The sequence below is a fragment of the Caballeronia sp. LjRoot31 genome (assembly GCF_964253885.1).
Lineage (GTDB): Bacteria > Pseudomonadota > Gammaproteobacteria > Burkholderiales > Burkholderiaceae > Caballeronia.
Genome location: NZ_CAXURX020000002.1, coordinates 1,221,999 through 1,240,794, shown reverse-complemented (window position 1 = coordinate 1,240,794; position 18,796 = coordinate 1,221,999). Strand labels below are relative to the sequence as shown.

Genomic DNA, 18,796 nt, shown 5'->3' with positions numbered 1-18,796 from the left:
GTCGCGAGTCGTATTGGGACTCCACCGCTGTTGTTCAGGAAGGCCGACATGCCGCTCATACGCGTTGATTTGAAGAAAGAAAACGACTCGGATGACCGAGCGCCGAAACCTCAAACGGGATCGCGAGGATGACTAACATCGCACCCAATGCTGCCGGCGACTCCGCACGGCGCGTGGCAACTGGAGCGCCTGTTGTGGCCCTGACGCCGTTATGGGTCGTGATTGGCCTGGCGATGGGACCGGCGGTGGCGCTCGGCCTGGCTCGCTTCGCTTATGCGCTGCTGCTGCCTGCGATGCGCGCCGATCTCGGGTGGAGTTTCGCGGACGCAGGTTCGATGAGCACCGCCAATGCGGCGGGCTATCTGGTGGGAGCGTTGGCGGCCGCGCCCTTGGGAAAGCGTGCGGGAGACAAGGTGGTTTTCGTCGTCAGCCTGCTGTTGACGTCGCTCACTGTTGGCGCGTCGGGTCTGACCGCCAACTTTGCGGTGCTACTGGCATTGCGTCTGGCAGCAGGCTTCACTGGCGCGCTTGCCTTCGTGTCCGGGGCGACCTTGACCTCCGCAGCGGCAGTGGGCGGCTCGAGAAGCCGCGCGCCGACACTGTTGGGACTTTATTTTTCGGGCGCAGGCGTTGGCGTGATGGCGTCCGCACTCGCGGTGCCGCCTTTGCTTGGGGCACTCGGATGGCGCAGTGGCTGGCTCGTATTGGGCGCACTGGCGCTCGCGGCTACACTATTCGGCGCGCTCGTGGTGCGACACGCTCCCGAACCTTCCTACGCGGCGGCCGGTACGGCCCGCGGGGGCTGGTCGCCGCGTTTCATGGCGCGCAAGCTGCTGGCCTACGGTCTGTTTGGTGCCGGATACATCGCCTATGCAACTTTCATCATCGCCTACCTGCGCAGTGAAGAAGGATTCTCGAGCGCGGACATCACTCGCTTCTGGTCGATACTCGGTCTCGCGTCCGTGGTTGCCGCGTTTGCGTGGGGACCAATCCTCGGCCGGCTGAAAGGCGGTTGGGGAACGGCGGCTACGCTCGCCGGCGTGACGGTCGGGGCCGCGGTGCCGCTGATATGGGGCGGGGTCATCGGTGCGTATCTTTCTGCAATACTCTTTGGGGGCTCTTTTCTCGCCGTCCTCGCCGCTGTGACATCGTTCGCGCGCCGTGCGGCCAAGCCGCATGCATGGACAGCCGCGATTGCAGCGCTGACGATCGCTTTCGGGTTGGGTCAATGCATCGGTCCAGTGCTGAGCGGCGCGCTGTCCGATGGGGCCAGTGGCCTGCGGGCCGGGCTCTGGCTTTCGGTGGGCATCCTGGCGATCGCCACTTTCGTCGCGATGCTTCAACCCGAACCGGCGGAGCAGGGGTGAGACTAGGAAGAGCAAGTGGAATCGCAGGACACCGCGACTCCCCTTACTCTGTGAAGGATCAATGCCCTAAACCTGCGCAAAGCCTCCGTCCGCCTGAATGTCGGCTCCGTTGATATAGCTGGCCGCATCGGAAGCGAGGAAAGCCACGATCGCCCCAATTTCCTCCGGCTCGCCCGGGCGCCCCAGCGGGACCGCGCCGACGATGTTCGTCATGTAGGCTTCCTTGACCTTTTCATCAACCAAGGAAGCCTTCAACAGAGGTGTCAGGATGGGGCCTGGGCTGACGGCATTGACGCGGATCCGGCGCGCTTTGAGCTCCGAGGCCCAAGTCCGGGCAAAGCTGCGAATGGCGGCCTTGATCGCCGAATAAACTGTGCGGGCGGGCAAACCCTTCACGGCCGTCGCGGACGACAACAAAATAATCGACGCGCCGTCGGTCAGCAGCGGCAGGGCCTGCTGAACGGTATAGATGACGCCCTTGAAATTGATGCCTATCTGGTAGTCGATCCCTTCTTCCGTGATCGACCCGAGCGCTTCCCTTGTCTGAACGCCGGCGTTCGCGACCAGGATGTCCACCTTGCCCTTCGCGATGCGAACCGCTTCGTAGACGCGATCGAGCTCCGCTGGTTTGGACACGTCGGCCTGCAGAGCCACGACGTCGCCGCCAATTTCGGCGACTGCCGCATCCAATATGGCCTGGCGCCGGCCGACGATGAAGACCGAAGCACCTTCTTCGACCATCCGCTTCGCGGAGGCCAGACCGATGCCTTCACCCCCGCCTGTGATGAGAGCCACTTTGCCTTGCAGAGATGTACCCATCGAACCCTCCAGTTTTGTGATGATCGTCATATAACCATGCTCGAATGGACTGGGCAAGTGAATTATGTAACGATCATAAAATTTATCGGAATGGGCTCACGATGGCGCGACCCCGGGTTTTTGAAGAAGCAGACGTGCTCGATCGTGCGATGGAGGTGTTCTGGCGCCATGGCTACGAAGGCGCTTCGATGGCCGAGCTGACGAAGGCGATGGGGCTCAATTCGCCCAGCATCTATGCGGCCTTTGGCAGCAAGCGCGGCCTCTTCGATGCGGTTCTGGATCGGTACCGTGAGCGACGCGCCGGACACCGGGAGTATTTGCTGGCCGGCACCACCGCACGCGAGGTGGCGGAGCGAATGCTCTTTGGCGCAATCGAATGGCTCGTCGATCCGAACGAGCCTCGCGGTTGTTTGCTGATCCAGGCCGGAATGTCGACCGGGGTGAATAACGGAGATGTGCCGCTCGCACTAATCCACCTGCGTAGTAGAACGAGGGACTTGCTCACCGAACGGCTCATGCGCGCGCAAGAGGACGGTGATCTCCCTGCGTCCTCTGATCCAGCCGCTCTCGCAAGATACCTGCTCATGGTGTTCAATGGACTCGCTCTGCAGGCGGCGGAAGGCATGTCCGAGGTACAACTCAGGGAATCAGCCGAGCGCGCGTTGATAGGTTGGCCTGCCCGGCCCCGCCGAATTTCTGCGGGGCGCTAACGAAAGGGCAGCCGTCAGGCGTCCCCTTCTCGTTTGTTAGCGGAGCACACATCTGGGGGCGGCCCCGTATTCATTGGCCGTCGCATTCTCAATCGCTGTGGTCAAGTTCGGGCTAGTGATTTGCGTCCATTCATCTCGAAGCAGGTCAAATTGTTTGGGCCCACTTCGTTTTGTATAAATGAAAGGTTGCCACGAACTGCATCGAGGCCTGTAACGAGCGCCAGCGACTATCCGGTGTGACGTCTGGTCGCCGATGTCACGACAATCGACAAGCGGGAATTGCTTGTCGATATCCCGCTAGCGGTCCCGAAACGCCGCGACGATATGCCAGAAACGCAGCAGCTGTTGGTCTTGGCTTTAAAGAGGGTTCTTGACTACGACGCGATAACGTGCGGGTCCCGTCGTTCGACGTGATTCTGTCAATCCGGAATACTGGTGCAGCAAGGAAGGACCGATTCAGGTTGACAATCAACTGTTACGGGTTTCGAGCCTGATCGTCCGTAGCATAGTTGTGAGAGCTTGCGAGCCATGATGAATGGCGATCATCAGAGGTGAGACGCGAAGAGATGAGTGGTTTTGCGAATACCGAGTCCCAACGGGGCTCGCAGACAAATTTAGCCCCATCGGGAAACCCGCAACCAGTTAGTTGTACGAGTCAGTTGAGCGACCTCCTGCTACATAGGATCTAAGAAACTGCAGTGCCCTCAAAAAGCTCCGTCCGATCATCAAAAACCTGCAACTGCCGGGCAAACGCATCGTCAAGATGCTCGCGTAGCGCCGTCTGCGCCGCGAGCGGGTCGCGCTTGCCGAGCGCGTCCAATACCTTCTCGTGTTGCAGCAGCGTCACCCTTGCAACGACGCCATCACGCACAGCGATGTGCCGTACCCGGTCGATCGGCACGCGCACCAGTTCCAGCATTTGCAGCGTCTTGGGCAGACGTGCCGCGCGGCCGATGGTCGAGTGGAACTCATGATCCTTGCGAATCGCCGCGACCCAGTTCTCTCGCTGGATCGCACGGCGATGCGCTTCATAGATATCGTGCAGTTGATCGATTTCCGCATCGGTGATGATTTCGGCGGCCCGCCCGATCGCGGCGGTTTCGAGCGTGGTGCGAATGAACGCGCTTTCGATGAACTGGTCGCGCTTCACCGGTGCTACAAAAGTCCCCGACTGCGCGACGATCACCACCAGCTCTTCCCGCGATAAACGCAGCAAGGCCTCACGCACCGGCGTGCGCGAAATGCCGAATTTCTCAGAGATCGCCCGCTCATAGATGACGTCGTTCGGCTCCAAGGCCATCGTAATGATCGATTGGCGCAGCAAGTCATAGATCTGCGGCGACAACGCCTGCGATCGATCAAGAACGCTTTCGGACGCCATGAGGCGCGCTAGGAACTGGGTAGGGTCTTTCTCTGATCTCATTGCATTGCTCGTTTCTCAAAACTTTCACCGCAACGTTCCTTGGTCGTCGATAGGGCTTACCCCTATGTTCGGTTAGGTGTCTGGTTGATTAATATATTAGTATATAAAGACGTCTAAAAAGCACCGGAGTCCCCAATGCAAGACAAGCTTGTCGATCCGACCGTCGCGCTTGCTTCTGTTAGCGACCGCACGGCGCGGGTGATCCGCCTGAACCGTTCCGACGATGTGGTCGTTTCGCTCGATCAATTGGTTTCAGGCATGGTCATTCCTAGTGAGGAGTTGACCGTTTCTGGCCTGATTCCTCCGGGCCACAAGGTGGCGACACGCGACATCTCGACCGGTGAGGCCGTGCGCCGTTACGGGCAGATCATCGGTTTCGCCAGCCAGCCGATTCATCGCGGTCAGCACGTACATACGCATAATCTGGCGATAGCCGATTTTGCCAGAGACTACGCGTACGCCCAGGATGCGCACGAAACGATTGCGTCGAAGACGCCCGCCACGTTCGACGGCATCGTCCGTAGCGACGGTCGTGTGGCGACGCGCAACTATATCGGAATATTAACCTCGGTAAATTGTTCGGCGACCGTTGCCCGCGCAATTGCCGACTACTTTCGGCGCGATATCCACCCTGAAGTACTCGCTGCTTTTCCGAATGTCGATGGGGTGGTCGCATTGACGCACGGCGTCGGCTGCGCGGTCGACGCCGAGGGGGAAGGGCTGGCGCTGCTCCAGCGCACGCTCGGAGGCTATGCTGTTCATCCCAATTTTGCCGGTGTGGTCGTGATCGGTCTCGGTTGCGAAACCAACCAGATCTCCAAGCTGCTCGAAACCCAGGGCCTCAAGGAACACGATCGTCTTCGCACGTTCACGATTCAGGAGACGGGCGGAACGACCAAGACGATTGCCAAGGGTATCGAGCTGATCACCGGCATGCTGCCCACCGCGAACGACGTCCATCGCCAGCTCGTGCCGGCCAGTCATCTGGTGGTGGGGCTGCAATGCGGCGGATCGGACGGATTCTCGGGCATCACCGCAAACCCGGTGTTGGGAGCCGCAGTGGATTTGCTGGTGAAGGCCGGAGGGACTGCCATCCTGTCGGAAACCCCGGAAATTTACGGTGCTGAACACTTGCTGACGCGGCGTGCGCGCACGCCGGAGATCGGACGCAAGCTGGTCGATCGCATCCGCTGGTGGGAAGCGTATTGCGACCGGCACGGCGCGCAGATGAACAACAATCCGTCTGCAGGAAACAAGGCCGGCGGCCTGACCACGGTGTTGGAAAAATCGCTGGGCGGCATCGCCAAAGGCGGTTCGACAAACCTCACCGAGGTGTACGAATACGCGCAACCGGTGCGTGAACACGGTTTGGTCTTCATGGACACGCCCGGTTATGACCCGATCTCGGCGACGGGTCAGGTTGCGGGTGGCGCGAACCTGATCTGCTTTACGACGGGACGTGGATCGGCTTACGGCTGCGCTCCGACGCCGTCGGTGAAGCTCGCGACGAATACGGCATTATGGAAGCGCCAGTCGGACGACATGGATCTGAACTGCGGCGAAATCCTCGAAGGCAGCAAAACGATCGAAGCGTTGGGTGCCGAGCTATTCCAACTGATGCTCGAAACAGCCTCCGGAAAACGTTCGCGCAGCGAGCAGCATGGTTATGGACAGAACGAATTCGTACCCTGGCAACTGAGCGCCATTACCTAAGAGTATATAAAAAGTAAGGAGACGAGCAGATGAGTACCGAATACGCGCGTGTCGCACCGATGTCCAGTGTTCGATGGAAGATCTTTTTCATCTTGTTGACCTTGGTATCGATCAACTACATCGACCGGGCAGCATTATCGGTCGCCATGCCGATTATCTCTCAGGAGTTCTCGCTGTCGCCTGAGCGACAAGGACTGATCTTCAGTTCGTTCTTCTGGACCTATCTGCTCATGCAGATCCCTTCGGGACTGCTGTCGGATCGGTTCAAGCCCCGCATCATTGTCGCGGCCGCTACGATCGGTTGGGGGTTTTTCCAAGGCCTGGCTGCGCTGAGCACGGGATGGTTTTTCCTGCTGTTGACGCGTCTCGGTCTCGGCATCGCCGAAGGGCCGATCTATCCGGCAGGCAGCAAACTGAACTCCCTGTGGCTGACACCGAACGAACGTACGCGCGGCGCGTCGTTGCTCGATGCGGGTTGTTCGTTGGGATCGGGCATCGGTGCAGTCGTGGTGGCAGCGCTGATCGCCTGGCTTGGATCCTGGCGGCAGGCATTCCTGGTTGCCGGTGTTGGAACCGTGCTGTGCGGTATCTGGGCCTGGTGGTACATCCGCAATTCACCGCGCGAGCATCCGTTCATCGACGACGCAGAAGCAGCGCATATCGAAGACGCGCTGGCGCGTGAAGATGCAGCGGAACCCAATGTCGATTCCGGTTCTTCTTTCTGGAACTTCTTCCGCTTCCGTTCGGTGTGGGCAATGTGCCTGTGCCATACCTGCACCAATCTGATTTTCTTCGGCTTGATGACTTGGTTGCCGACCTATCTGTACAAGGTTCACGGCTTCGATATCAAGACGCTGGGCGGTGCCACTTTCATCATCTTTTTCTTTGGCTTCGTCGGAGAAATCGTTGCCGGACAGATTGCTGACCGATGGAAGATGGCTGGCGGTTCGTCCAATCTGGTCTATCGTTCGATGCAATCGATTGGCGCCGTGTGTGTCGCGGCGTCGATGTTCGCAGTGGCCTATGTCAAGGATCCGCTCTGGGTTGTGGCCTTGTTGTGCGTCTCCCTGTTCTTCGTGCGGTGGTGCGGTGGCTGCAATTGGGCGACGCCTTCGTTGCTCGCATCGCGTGCACGGACCGGTGCATTGACCGGCATCATGAACTTTGTCGGCAACATCGCGGGCATCTTTGTACCGATTTTCATCGGCTTCATCGTTCAGCGAACCGGTTCCTACTTCCTCGCGTTGATGTTCTTCGTGGCGGTCGCGGGCTTCCATATCTTGTGCACGCTGTCGCTCAACTATCAGCGGAAAGTGCCGGTATGACGCTGGAGTGATGAAAGTGAAACGCCGTTTATATACTGGCAGCGATCCGGAACGTGCGCTGAGCATCGAGGAGTTACGCGGCATTGCTCGCCGCCGCGTGCCGAACTTTTGCCTCGAGTACGTTGAAGGTGGCGCCGAAGACGAGGTCACACTGAACCGTAATCGCAGCGTCTTCGACAGCATCGGCTTCTTGCCGCGTACGCTTGTCGATGTTGCGGAGCGGAACATCGGCACAACGTTGTTCGGCAAGTATTGCGGGGCGCCATTCGTGATTGCACCTACCGGTTTCAGCGGTTTGCTGGCGCACGAAGGCGACATCTTATTGGCCCGTGCGGCGGCGCAGGCGGACATACCCTTCATCCTCAGCATCGCGTCGACGACATCGCTCGAGGACATTGTGCGGCGTGTGGGCGCTCGTATCTGGATGCAGGTCTATATGTACCGGACACGCCAGTTCGTCGCAGACTTGGCCGAGCGGGCGAGGCAGGCGGATATCGAGGCACTCGTCGTGACGACCGACAGCGCCATTTACGGGAAGCGCGAGTGGGATTTGCGTAATTACGCGCGGCCGCTGACGCTCGACTGGCGCAACAAGTTGAACGTACTGCTGCATCCGCGCTGGATCATGGATGTGCTTGTGCCCGGTGGCACGCCCAGGTTCGCGAATCTCGGGAGCTTGTTGCCTCCGGGGCAAGACAGCGTCAAAGGGGCGGCGTCGGCACTCGCCCGGGAACTGGACCCGTCGTTGTCGTGGAATGACATCCGGTGGCTGCGCGATATCTGGCCTAATAAACTGATCATCAAAGGCATATTGGGGCGCGAAGATGCCGCGCTGGCGGCCGAGGTCGGCGCCGACGGAATCATCCTGTCGAATCACGGCGGCAGACAACTCGATGGCTCGGTGTCGTCCATGGAGGTGCTGCCGGACGTCGTTGCCGAGGTGGGGGGTAGTCTCGCCGTCATGCTCGACGGCGGCTTTCGGCGCGGGTCTGACATCGTAAAGGCGATTGCACTGGGCGCCGATGCAGTGCTCTGCGGACGTGCGACAACCTACGGGCTCGCCGCCGGTGGTGCGGAAGGCGCTGCCCGCGCGGTTACTATCTTGAAAAGCGAAGTGGATCGCGTGATTGGACTGCTAGGTTGCCGGAGCATGGCAGATCTGGATGGCCGGTATGTCACGTGGCCTTCACGCAATGTCGAGCCATTTACATCGAGCAAGGCACCCGCTTCCAATGTGCGCCGTATCTCATAGTGGATTCAAACGAGATGACTGGTATTGACGCAGTGACTGAAACACCCGCGAACCCACTGCGGGTCGGCATGATCGGATTGGGTTTGATGGGTGAGGCGATTGCTCATAACCTTTTGCGGCATGGCTTCCCGTTGACGGTGTTGGCGCATCGCAATCGGGAAAAGATCGAGCGGTTGATTTCGCGAGGTGCGGTAGAAGTGGCAAGCGCAGCAGCGATGGCGCAAAAGGCCGACGTCGTGATCATCTGTGTGACGGGCACGCCCCAAGTAAGGGACGTCCTTTTACGTGAAGATGGTTTGATCGCTGGAGCGCATCCGGGACTTATCGTCGTCGATAGCTCGACGTCCGATCCGGAACTGGCACCGGAGGCCGAAGCGGCGCTTGCGGCAAAGGGTGCGAAGTTTATCGATGCACCCGTGAATCGCACGCCGAAGGAGGCCGCAGAGGGCCGACTGAATGTGCTGGTGGGTGGCGATGCGGATGCGCTCGATAAAGTCAGGCCGGTGTTTGCGACCTATTCAGAGTCAGTGCATCACCTTGGCGCGATCGGGTCGGGTTACAGAGCAAAACTGATTCACAACTTTATCGCGCAGGCCAATGCCGCAGTGCTGGCGGAAGCCTTCGGCACAGCGGCAAAAGCCGGGCTCGATCTGGGCGCATTTGCGGATGTATGCCGGCTCAGCGGCGCACATAGCAAGACTTTCGACCGGATCATTCCGTTCGTGCTGAACGGTGACGACGGTGGCCAGCAATTTGCGCTGCGCAACGCCGCCAAGGATATGCGCTCATACGGCAGCCTGGCCGCGTCTTATTCGTCCACGGCGATCGTGGCGGACGCGGTTCGGCAGCTTTTTCTACTGGCGAATAACCTCGGATATGGCGACAAGTTTGTCGCCCATCTTTTCGATGTGCTCGGAGAGCTCAATGGGGTCCCGGTGCGGGCGGAGTCGCAATAGCCAGCTTCACCGCCTCAGACAGGCTCCGCGTCGGGCGGCCGATCAGCGTACTCAGTTGCTTGGAGTCGTCGAACACGCCCCCTTTGGAAGCACCCGTCTTGGAATCGGCAAGCAGTGCTGCGAACCTCGCTGGCAGGCCGAAGCCAATCAGCGCTGCTTCGTACTCGGCGGCACTGAGGTTCCGGTATTCGACGGCCTTGCCGCTTTGACGTGCTATTTCCGCGGCAAACTCGGTGAGATTGAATGATTCGTCGCCGGCCAGCTCATACACTTTGCCTGCCTGATTTTCACCCGCCAGCGCAGCCGCCGCTGCAGCCGCGTAATCCTTTCTCGCGGTGGCGGCGATACGTCCGTTCCCCGCGCATCCCAATACCGCATGATTTGCCACCGCCGTTCCGATGCTGCCGGTGTAGTTCCCGGCGAGGTTCATAGCTGGGCGTTACATAGGCGAGGGAGCGAAGAACTTTGTCAATTCGAAAACCATGCCAGTCCTGACTTGATCGAGACTGCGAGGAGTCAGATTGACATTTATATTTGCAGTCCGAACGAAATAAAGTCGTCAATTCGCATTAAATTTGTCGATTAGTGTTCGAGACTTCGAATCCCGCGGCTAAGGCTTTGATCTCATAAAATTTTTCGCACCCTGCGAAGCCGGTCGCCCTCACAGATGAAAAGAATGATTCACGATTTTGTCGTCGTGTCGAGGCCAGATTCAGATGTCGGGGGGCGGGCTAATTAGAAATGTCGGGTTTTGGGTTGGTTTGAGGTTGGTTTCAGCCTTCTAAATCTCTCTTGAAAGGGTCATTTCCCCACCGCGGCTACCCGCCTTTCGGCCGTTCTCAAGATGATGCCGTTCAGGTCCGCTTGCGTGAGCGCGCGCTGCTTGCGCGTGTTGTTGGCCCGCATCTTCGGCTTCGCCGGCTCGCCCTGATTAGTCCTCGACGGCGAACCCGAGATGCGCCGGTTGTCCCGCTCCAGCTGCACCTGCCGCGCCACCTCCAGCACGTGTCCCAGCCGCTTGTTATCCACCACCACCCCTTGGTCAATATCGGACAAGCGATCGTACTGGCGATAGGTCAGGGCGGCACCATTGGCCCGGATCTCGATGCGCCCATCGGGGTATTCGACCACGTCCAGGTAGTGGTGAATCAGGCCGCGGTTGGCCGGCGTATCGTCCAGCAAATACATCACCCGGTCATACTGGACGGTCAACGTCGCCGACACGCAGCGCGAGACCCGACAGGTCAGAATCAGATCAAGATTCTCATCCGCCCTGAGCGGCCGGTGCGCGTTGTACGCACTCCTCGGTGCCTTGCCAAAGCGGCCATTGAAGTCGGCAATGAAGTGGGGCGCATAAGCGTTCGCCGCTTCCTTCGTGTCGATCTTGCGCAGTCGCAACTCCTTCACCAAGCGGTCCTGCAAGGTCAGGTTGGCGCGCTCCACGCGCCCCTTGGCCTGGCTGCTGTTGGCACATAACGTATCCACGTTCAACTCGTACAAGGCCCGTCCGTATTGGGTTACACCCTTGCCGGGCGTGCTCGCCGGGTGGTTGCAGTGGAACACGCTCGCGCGGTCGCTGTAGAGTGCGACCGGTTTGCCATACGCTTCGATGTACTGGCGCGTCGCTTCGAAATAACTGAAGGTCGACTCGGTCGCGGTGAAGTGCAGCGTCATCAGCCGACTGGTCGCGTCGTCAATAAACACCAGCAGCGTGCAGGCCGGCGCGCGTTCCTCAAACCACCGATGATCGCTGCCATCGATCTGGATCAGTTCGCCCAGGCACGAACGCCGGTTCCTCGGCTGGTGGATCTTGGGCGGGCGCTGCTTGCGCGGAATCCACAGGCCCGCGTCAGTCATCAGGTGCCGCACGGTTTCCTTTGAAAGCGTCAGACCGTGAGATTCACGCAGCTTCTCGCAGGCCAGTGTCGGGCCGAAATCGGCGTAGCGGTCTCGGATCAAAATTAGCGCCCGGTAAGCCGTGGCTTCATCGAGCTTTCGATTACCAGGACGTCCTCGGGCAGCCGATCCAACGCCGCCCGGCCCGGTCTGTTTATACCGAAGCACCAGCCGCTCGATCTGACGCACCGTCAGGTGCAAACGCTCGGCGGCCAGGCCCGGTTTGAGCATCCGGTCCATCACAGCTTGAATCACTTTGAGTCGGTCGAGTTCGCGCATGTTCAACGTCACCAGGTCGGTTGGCTGCATGGCGAGCTCCCATCGTTGGATCGGAAGCTCCCAGCATCGCACCAGCACCAAAACACGACATTCCTATCTTGCTCAAACACGACATTAGGATATTGCTGCTACACGTCGATTGTTGATAATTTATCTTATGTAAAATTAAATAAAGCGATGAATCAACACCTCACCGTATGCTCAGCTTGCCTCTCTCTAAGTCAGGCCAATATAGACCCCTGAAATCGCTATACCGCGCCTGCGTTTAGGCTGCCTTCTCGCCATACGACCCGATTGCGCCCCTCGTTCTTCGCCCGATAAAGATGATCGTCGGCAGCTTTCAACAACTCGGCCGCCGATTCATTATTGCCGAGTCGCAACGTAGCCCCGCCGAGGCTCACGGTAATACGGTCGGCCTCGGTTGAATCCAGGCGCCGCATCGCCAAGCGGCCAGTGGCCTCGCGCAACCTTTCAGCCAGTTGCAAAGCAGATTCAGCGCCGGTGCCCGGCATCAGCAATGCGAACTCTTCACCGCCGAATCGCGCTACCAGATCTGTAGCGCGATTCAGCCCGTCTGTCAGTACGGAGGCCACAGCTTGCAAGACTCTGTCGCCCATCGCGTGTCCTGCCTGGTCGTTGTAGTTCTTGAAGAAATCGATGTCGAGAATCGCCACCGAAAGCGGTTGCCGGTCGCGCGTCGCACGCGCCCATTCGAGCGCATAACGCTCATCGAAATGGCGCCGGTTCGCGAGCTCCGTGAGGCCGTCGATATTCGCCAGTGTCTCGAGCATGCGCCGCTGTCGAGCAAGCTGCAGGTGACAGCGCACTCGGGCCAGGACCACGGTGAGATTGAACGGCTTGGTGATGTAGTCCGAGGCGCCCAAGGTCAGTCCATGAGCTTCGTCCTCCGGTGTGTCGAGTCCGGTGATAAAGATCACAGCGATGGCCGCCGTGCGCGGATCAGACTTCAGCCGGTTCAGCACGTCGTAGCCGCTGACTTCGGGCATGACGACGTCGAGAAGGATCAGATCCGGAACGTGCTGCGTTGCCAGCGCCAGCGCCTGCTCGCCGTTCTTCGCGAGAATCACGGTATGGTCGGTCTTCAGCAGGTCGCCAAGCACTTGCCGGTTGATCGCCGCATCATCCACTACCAGCACCTTCTGCATATCTTTTTTACTCAAGCGGCCCTCCCGTTTCTAATTGCATCCCGACCGACGATGCCAGTGCAGCAAGCAACTCAAGAGCACTACGGTACTCGATATCGACAACCGCGGTTCTGACAGCGGCCAGTTGGGTTTCCCCCGCCGCCCCCGGTCCCATGGCGGCCTGAAGTTCGATCAGAACGTCCTCCGCACGCGCGTCGTCGTCACGCAGCAGATCGGCAAGCCGGTTCATCAGCGGACCGAACACAGCCGGATCCGATGGTCCAGATACCGTGGAATCGACTTCATCCAGTTGAACCAGACTCCGTATGAAGGCTGACAATGTATCGGCCATGTCGGGTACTAGCGCCAGGGCTTCGTCGCTCGCACCGCGTCGCACCGCCTGTTCAACCTCGCTGGAAAGCCACGACAAACGCCCTGCGCCAAGGTAAGCGGCGGAAGATTTCAGTCCGTGGGAAATACGCCCGACAGCGTCAAGGTCACCCTCTCCCGCGCGCGCGAGGAGTGTCTGTGCCGTGTGAAGGTGGTCGTCCCGGAAGGTGCGTATCAGCCTCTGCAACAGCGCCGGGTTGCGGTTAGTCCGCTGCAGCGCAACTTGCCAGTCGACGCCAGCGAGTTCCGGAAGCCGGCTATGTCTGTGTTCAACGACCGTTCGCGAGAGGTTCGATCGTGTGTCGTTCGTGGGCGTGTCACCCGTGCGCCCTTGTGGCGCCATCCAGGTGAAGAGGACCTGCATCAGCTCCGCCGGGTCAATCGGCTTCACGAGATGGCCGTTCATGCCGGCGTCCCGACTCGCTTCCAGGTCACCGGGCATGGCATGAGCGGTCAACGCAATGATGGGCAGCGATTCAAAACCGGCGATCGAGCGAATCTCACGCGTTGCGCTTAGGCCATCCAGCACGGGCATCTGAAGATCCATCAGAACGAGGTCGTATCGGGTACGCTGCACGCACGCGACGGCTTCGCGGCCATTGTCGGCGACATCGACGTGAATCGGCGCCTGGCCGAGGAATTCGAGCGCCACCTCCCGGTTGATCGCGTTGTCCTCGACGAGTAGAACCCGGCGGCCGGCGAGGCCCGCGAAATCCAACGTCCGGTCGTGCTCAAGCGCCTCACGCGCCGGCACCACCGGCACCACCGGCACGCTGGACCTGAATGCCGGAAACAAGGTCTCGACCAGCATGTCATACAGCAGCGACGGGTTGACCGGCTTGGCAAGATAGCCATCCACATGCACATCCCGCGCCTCCGACAGCAAATCGTCGCGGGAGTAGGCCGTGACCATCATGATGGCGGGCGTGGCAGCAATGCGTGCATCGCTCCTGATATGGCGCGTCGTTTCCACGCCGTCCCAGCCGGGCATGCGCCAGTCCATCAGTACCAGGTCGATCGGCTGGCCGGCGTTCGAGGAAACGACCAGCTCGTCGAGCGCTGCGAGCCCGGACGCAGCCGTTGTCACCTGCAGGCCGAACGACGCCAGCATCTCGCCCAGCACTTCGCAGGCGACTGCGTTGTCGTCAACCACCAGCACACGGCGCTCTTTCATCGACAGTGTCGTGATCCGCTCGCGGACAATTTCCTTGTGTCCCACTTCGAAACTCGCCGTGAAGTTGAAGCGGCTCCCTTCACCGATACGGCTCTGCACGTCGATGGTACCGCCCATGATTTCAACCAGTTGCTTGCTGATCGCGAGTCCCAGGCCCGTACCGCCGTATTTGCGGGTAATCGAGCCGTCCGCCTGCGAGAACGACTGGAAGAGCTTCGCCAACTGTACGTCGGTCATCCCGATGCCGGTGTCACTGACCGAGAACTGCAGCATGACAGTGTATTCGTCACTTTCCAGGAGATCGACGCCGACGACTATCTCGCCGCGCTCGGTGAACTTGGCAGCATTGGTGCCCAGGTTCACCAGCACCTGTCCTAAGCGCAACGGGTCACCGACCAGATGCAATGGAATGCCGGCCCCTACCCGGAAAACGACCTCTACGCCAGTCGACTCCGTTTTGAGCGCGATCAGGTTCGATAGATTGTCCAGGATGTCGTCGAGTTCAAAAGGGACTCTTTCGAGTACGACCTTACCGGCCTCCGCCTTGGAGAAATCCAGGATGTTGTTGATGATGCTAAGCAGACTCTCCGCAGAGGCTGCTATTTTCTCGACATAGTTGCGCTGCTGAGGGTTGAGGTTTGTCTTGAGCGCCAGCCGGCTCATGCCGATCACGCCGTTCATCGGCGTCCGGATTTCATGACTCATGTTGGCGAGGAATTCAGACTTCGTCTGCAACGCCTCCTCGGCGGCTTCCTTGGCCGCGCTAATCGCCTCTTCGGCTTGCTTGCGCGCGGTCACATCGAGTGCGGTCCATACCGTGCCTTTGCCCGGGTCATCGGGATCGAGCATGGCGCCGTGATCGGCGCACCAGATAGGCGTGCCATCCTTGCGCACGAATCGCGCATCGCCGACATAGATATGCTCCGCGATCACAAGATAGTCCGCGCCGCCCTGCTCCCACTCTTCATCGCTGCCATAGAGGATACGTGTCGACTTGCCGACCGGTTCACCCTTGTCGTATCCGAAGAGCTGCTCGAAACCGCTGTTGCAGCGCTGGATCACCCGGTCCTTCACAAAGCAGACACTGACTGGCGTATGTTCAAGCACCGCATTCTGTTCGAGTAGCGATTGCGCGAGCATGGCGTTTGCGGTCTGGGCCGCCACTTGCGCAATATGCGCCCTCGCGTCAGCTTCCGCCGCCTTCTCAACGAGGCGGTTCCGTTCTGTCAAGTCGTGGAAAATGACATCTGCGCCGAGGTACTGCGCACGGGCGGCACCCGGCTTATATAGTGGGCAAACGTGCATTTCCAGCGCAATCGGGTTTCCGTTCCGATCGCGCCCGGCAAATGCATCCTGCTGCACCGGCTCTCCCCTGCGCATCTTGTCGCTCAAGCCATCCCATTTGACTGGCGACATGGAAAGCCCCTGGACGGATTGGCCCGGCATATCAAGCTCGCTCTCATAGCCGAACATGCGCGCGGCGGATCGACTCGCGCGGATGATCGTGCCCTTCGCTTCAACGCGGATCAGGCCGGCCTGCAACTGATCAACGAAATCCGGGTAATGCTGCTCGCGGCTTTGCCTCCTTCGGCTGGCGCGGATCGCGCGAGCTGCATCAACGGCCCCCCAACCAATCAGTGCGGCCGACAGCAGCACGGTGGCAATCGTCGAGTTATCAGGCATTTTGACGTTATTCGCTTATATCGGGTTTCAGACGAAAGCAGATTCTACGCGCTGAACCTTCTCCAATGTACCGGACGACTTGCCGCGCTGAAAATCTAGCTCACCCAGGGATACGGCTCCAAAGCCGCGGAGCGCGTGCCGTTTTTTCCCAAGCTGCGAACGCCTGGTTGCACTCGTCTTTGATTGATGTACTTGGGGAACGGAATTGGCATTGGCATTCGTCACCAATGCCTTTAGAGCCTGTATGTATTGCGTCGGTGATCTATTTATCGTCGACCTCTAGAGATCTGCGATGACCATACACGCTCGACTAAGTAGCTTCGCCAGGCTGCTCAATTTGCCGTGTATCTGTAAATGCCGAACCGGTTCACATCGGTGTATAGTTGTTTGCGTCTATTTCCTTCGAAAACGAAGTCTCAATCAGCTCCATACAGATCATTTCCAGTAGGAGAAACCGGTGAATCTGCCCGATCAGAACGAGCTACCTTCACCAGTCATCGAAAGACATCGACTTTATGTTTTGCAGGAGTCCTGCCTTCTTGACACGCCTCCGGACGCCGCGCTCGATCGCATCACCCAGCTCGCAGCGCGTTTGTTCAAAGCACCCATTGCGTTGATCTCGTTGATCGACGAACAGCGTCAGTGGTTCAAGGCGCGCGTCGGCGTGGAGGTCGCTCAAACTGAACGGAAGGACGCTTTTTGTGCACACACGATCCTTCGTCACGATGTGCTCGTTGTCCCCGACGCAACGCTCGATCCGCGGTTCAAGCAGAACCGGCTCGTACTCGGTGAGCCGAATATCCGGTTTTATGCCGGCAGTCCGCTGCGAACGCGCTCGGGTGTTCCACTGGGTAGCCTATGCGTCATCGATACCAAACCGCGCCCCGAATTTGACGAATCGCAACGGGACTTGCTGAGTCAATTGGCTGAAATGGCGATGGACCGGATCGAAGCGCTTCGATCAATCGCGTTTGTCGATCCGCCCACGCGACTACTGAACCGCGCGCGATTTAGCGACGACGTTCGCGCCATCTTCGACGAGAGGCCAATTGGGCAGATCGCGCCCAGCCATGCGGTTTTAGTGAATGTCGTCCCACTCGGGTATCTCGATCAAACGTCGATCTCGATTGGCATTGTCGCGACTGACCGGTTGATGGCAGCAATATCCCGGCGCGTGGAGCAGGCGCTCGTCGATATCAAGCCCGTGTACCGCGTCGACTATGCGCGTTTTGCCGTGTTCGTATACGGCGACGAGAGCGCTGCAATGCGGGTGATCGATGCCGTGTTGAGGGCCTTCGATGCGCCCTTGCTCGTCAACCAGATTCCAGTCGACTTGTCGCCAACCTTCGGTTTGGTCGACCTGTCTCGTATAGATGAACCTACGGATGTGTTACGAGCCTTGATGTCGTCTTCCGAGATTGCCCGGCGGGCACGCGTTCCATTTCGGAAGTTTGCCAAGCGCATGTTTGCGGCCCAGGAACGCACGTTCTTCATCCTCAACACCTTGCCCCAGGCATTGCAGGATGAAAATCAGTTGAGTCTGGCTTACCAGCCTCGAGTCGATTTGCGCACGGGTGCTTGCGTGGGCGTCGAAGCGTTGTTGCGCTGGTCTCACCCTCTGCTTGGGGAGGTTTCGCCGGCTGAGTTCATTCCCTTGGCCGAAAAAACGTCGCTGATGTCAGCGCTCACCGACTGGGTGATGGATCACGCGCTAAAGCAGCTTGCTACATGGGAACGTGCCGGCATCATCCTAAACATTTCAATTAATGTTTCAGTGCTTAATCTGGAACAGCGCGGCTTCGTGCCCCGCTACATTTCCCTGCTGCGAACCCACGGCATTGAACCAAAGCGGGTCGAACTAGAGGTTACTGAAAGCGCATTAACGGCAAACGCGAAGCTTGTCACCGAGAACCTTCGCAAAGTCGCTGACATGGGGAGCATCGTCGCCATTGACGATTTCGGCACGGGCTACAACAACCTGTCCAAGCTACAGCTTTACTCGGCCACGGTGCTAAAAATCGACCAGAGCCTTGTGCGTCGTGTTTTGGATAACCAATACACGCGTACCCTCGTCGAGGGTGTCATTGCGCTTGCGCAGAAGCTCGACTATCGGGTAGTGGCTGAAGGCGTCGAAACCCAGGAGATCTACGAAGCTGTGGCAGATTGGCACTGCGACGAAGCTCAGGGCTACTACATTGCCCGACCACTGGCAGCGCCGGTATTTGAGGCCTGGTATTCCAATTTTTCGCGGAATATTATTGACGGACCTGTTCCAGGGAGTCCATTGGACCGCGATAAATTAGTGACATAGATTCCCCCTTTCTGATCCTGAATACGAGCCGGCGCCCTAGCAGGCTTGCAGCACATTGATGACACGGCTGGCGAGCAGCGGCTTCGTATTGCGTCCATATTCGGCCATATGTGCCGAGGCCGCATGCGCCTTCAGCGCGTCGGCGCTTTCCCAGCGTTCGATGACGGCGAATGTGTCATCGCCGAGCGGGGTCTGAATCGCCCCGAAGTCCGGTACGTCGACCACCGCTTCGTAGCTGATGCATCCCTCTTCCGCCAGCACCGCTGGCCGGTTCTGACTGAACAGCGCCAGCACCGCGTCGCGCTTGCCAGGGTGCGCCGTGATAGTGGCAATGACATGTATCATCCGGCATT

The 18,796-nt window shown here is 59.2% G+C and carries 14 protein-coding genes and 1 pseudogene; 8 read left to right on the top strand and 7 right to left on the bottom strand.

The window, feature by feature from the left end:
- The first annotated feature begins 128 nt into the window (after positions 1–128).
- On the top strand, positions 129–1,367 hold the full coding sequence (locus ACSQ8V_RS23905; protein WP_436207368.1) for a YbfB/YjiJ family MFS transporter: 1,239 nt from the start codon (positions 129–131) through the stop codon (positions 1,365–1,367).
- A gap of 66 nt (positions 1,368–1,433) precedes the next feature.
- Here the strand turns inward: ACSQ8V_RS23905 and ACSQ8V_RS23900 are convergent, their stop codons facing one another.
- Complete coding sequence (locus tag ACSQ8V_RS23900) at positions 1,434–2,186, bottom strand: SDR family NAD(P)-dependent oxidoreductase (RefSeq protein WP_436184950.1); 753 nt, start codon at positions 2,184–2,186, stop codon at positions 1,434–1,436.
- A 44-nt stretch (positions 2,187–2,230) separates the two neighbouring features.
- Here ACSQ8V_RS23900 and ACSQ8V_RS23895 point away from each other — a divergent pair, with 44 nt between their 5' ends.
- Positions 2,231–2,896, top strand: a complete 666-nt coding sequence (locus tag ACSQ8V_RS23895) for a TetR/AcrR family transcriptional regulator (RefSeq protein WP_436184196.1) — start codon at positions 2,231–2,233, stop codon at positions 2,894–2,896.
- A 685-nt stretch (positions 2,897–3,581) separates the two neighbouring features.
- On the opposite strand, the gene ACSQ8V_RS23890 is transcribed toward ACSQ8V_RS23895, so the two are convergent.
- Positions 3,582–4,319 carry a GntR family transcriptional regulator gene (locus ACSQ8V_RS23890; protein ID WP_436207367.1) on the bottom strand — a complete coding sequence of 246 codons (738 nt, stop codon included), beginning with the start codon at positions 4,317–4,319 and terminating at the stop codon, positions 3,582–3,584.
- A gap of 135 nt (positions 4,320–4,454) precedes the next feature.
- Here ACSQ8V_RS23890 and ACSQ8V_RS23885 point away from each other — a divergent pair, with 135 nt between their 5' ends.
- Genes ACSQ8V_RS23885 through ACSQ8V_RS23870 form a run of 4 tightly spaced genes read left to right on the top strand, consistent with a single transcriptional unit; the run spans position 4,455 to position 9,565 of the window.
- The gene (locus ACSQ8V_RS23885) at positions 4,455–6,032 is read left to right on the top strand and encodes a UxaA family hydrolase (protein WP_436207366.1); all 1,578 of its coding nucleotides are present in this window, start codon (positions 4,455–4,457) and stop codon (positions 6,030–6,032) included.
- 29 nt (positions 6,033–6,061) lie between these two features.
- Positions 6,062–7,357, top strand: a complete 1,296-nt coding sequence (locus tag ACSQ8V_RS23880; protein ID WP_436184193.1) for an MFS transporter — start codon at positions 6,062–6,064, stop codon at positions 7,355–7,357.
- A 16-nt stretch (positions 7,358–7,373) separates the two neighbouring features.
- A complete protein-coding gene (locus tag ACSQ8V_RS23875; RefSeq protein WP_436207365.1) occupies positions 7,374–8,609 on the top strand; it encodes an alpha-hydroxy acid oxidase in 1,236 nt (411 codons plus the stop codon).
- Between the two features lie 14 nt (positions 8,610–8,623).
- On the top strand, positions 8,624–9,565 hold the full coding sequence (locus ACSQ8V_RS23870) for an NAD(P)-dependent oxidoreductase (protein ID WP_436184191.1): 942 nt from the start codon (positions 8,624–8,626) through the stop codon (positions 9,563–9,565).
- Here ACSQ8V_RS23870 and ACSQ8V_RS23865 read toward each other — a convergent pair.
- The 4 genes from ACSQ8V_RS23865 to ACSQ8V_RS23850 all read right to left on the bottom strand — a co-directional run bounded on the left by ACSQ8V_RS23865 (position 9,531) and on the right by ACSQ8V_RS23850 (position 16,132).
- Positions 9,531–9,995 carry a hypothetical protein gene (locus ACSQ8V_RS23865; RefSeq protein ID WP_436207364.1) on the bottom strand — a complete coding sequence of 155 codons (465 nt, stop codon included), beginning with the start codon at positions 9,993–9,995 and terminating at the stop codon, positions 9,531–9,533. The two genes, ACSQ8V_RS23870 and ACSQ8V_RS23865, sit on opposite strands and share 35 nt — an antisense overlap.
- A 371-nt stretch (positions 9,996–10,366) precedes the next feature.
- Positions 10,367–11,770 carry an ISNCY family transposase gene (locus tag ACSQ8V_RS23860; RefSeq protein ID WP_436205574.1) on the bottom strand — a complete coding sequence of 468 codons (1,404 nt, stop codon included), beginning with the start codon at positions 11,768–11,770 and terminating at the stop codon, positions 10,367–10,369.
- A 218-nt stretch (positions 11,771–11,988) separates the two neighbouring features.
- On the bottom strand, positions 11,989–12,921 hold the full coding sequence (locus ACSQ8V_RS23855) for a diguanylate cyclase (RefSeq protein ID WP_213766446.1): 933 nt from the start codon (positions 12,919–12,921) through the stop codon (positions 11,989–11,991).
- Entirely contained in the window at positions 12,914–16,132 is a 3,219-nt protein-coding gene (locus ACSQ8V_RS23850; protein WP_436207363.1) for a response regulator, read from the bottom strand. Before ACSQ8V_RS23850 ends, ACSQ8V_RS23855 begins: the two co-directional genes overlap by 8 nt.
- Before the next feature lie 457 nt (positions 16,133–16,589).
- On the opposite strand from ACSQ8V_RS23850, the pseudogene ACSQ8V_RS23845 reads away from it, so the two are divergent.
- Both ACSQ8V_RS23845 and ACSQ8V_RS23840 read left to right on the top strand, forming a co-directional pair.
- A pseudogene (locus tag ACSQ8V_RS23845) lies at positions 16,590–17,060 on the top strand (GAF domain-containing protein); the annotation flags it as partial.
- Between the two features lie 9 nt (positions 17,061–17,069).
- Positions 17,070–18,443 (top strand): putative bifunctional diguanylate cyclase/phosphodiesterase, encoded by a 1,374-nt coding sequence (locus ACSQ8V_RS23840; RefSeq protein WP_436207998.1) that lies wholly within the window; start codon positions 17,070–17,072, stop codon positions 18,441–18,443.
- Between the two features lie 36 nt (positions 18,444–18,479).
- Here ACSQ8V_RS23840 and ACSQ8V_RS23835 read toward each other — a convergent pair whose 3' ends face one another.
- Positions 18,480–18,788: a putative quinol monooxygenase gene (locus tag ACSQ8V_RS23835; protein ID WP_436207362.1), complete on the bottom strand. Its 309-nt coding sequence runs from the start codon at positions 18,786–18,788 to the stop codon at positions 18,480–18,482.
- Positions 18,789–18,796 lie beyond the last annotated feature (8 nt).

Bases quoted from the DNA above. Each gene is read 5' to 3' on its own strand.
- ACSQ8V_RS23905 (WP_436207368.1), top strand. From the start codon at position 129: ATGACTAACATCGCACCCAATGCTGCCGGCGACTCCGCACGGCGCGTG.
- ACSQ8V_RS23900 (WP_436184950.1), bottom strand. From the start codon at position 2,186: ATGGGTACATCTCTGCAAGGCAAAGTGGCTCTCATCACAGGCGGGGGT.
- ACSQ8V_RS23895 (WP_436184196.1), top strand. From the start codon at position 2,231: ATGGACTGGGCAAGTGAATTATGTAACGATCATAAAATTTATCGGAAT.
- ACSQ8V_RS23890 (WP_436207367.1), bottom strand. From the start codon at position 4,319: ATGAGATCAGAGAAAGACCCTACCCAGTTCCTAGCGCGCCTCATGGCG.
- ACSQ8V_RS23885 (WP_436207366.1), top strand. From the start codon at position 4,455: ATGCAAGACAAGCTTGTCGATCCGACCGTCGCGCTTGCTTCTGTTAGC.
- ACSQ8V_RS23880 (WP_436184193.1), top strand. From the start codon at position 6,062: ATGAGTACCGAATACGCGCGTGTCGCACCGATGTCCAGTGTTCGATGG.
- ACSQ8V_RS23870 (WP_436184191.1), top strand. From the start codon at position 8,624: ATGACTGGTATTGACGCAGTGACTGAAACACCCGCGAACCCACTGCGG.
- ACSQ8V_RS23865 (WP_436207364.1), bottom strand. From the start codon at position 9,995: ATGAACCTCGCCGGGAACTACACCGGCAGCATCGGAACGGCGGTGGCA.
- ACSQ8V_RS23860 (WP_436205574.1), bottom strand. From the start codon at position 11,770: ATGCAGCCAACCGACCTGGTGACGTTGAACATGCGCGAACTCGACCGA.
- ACSQ8V_RS23850 (WP_436207363.1), bottom strand. From the start codon at position 16,132: ATGCCTGATAACTCGACGATTGCCACCGTGCTGCTGTCGGCCGCACTG.
- ACSQ8V_RS23840 (WP_436207998.1), top strand. From the start codon at position 17,070: ATGGACCGGATCGAAGCGCTTCGATCAATCGCGTTTGTCGATCCGCCC.
- ACSQ8V_RS23835 (WP_436207362.1), bottom strand. From the start codon at position 18,788: ATGATACATGTCATTGCCACTATCACGGCGCACCCTGGCAAGCGCGAC.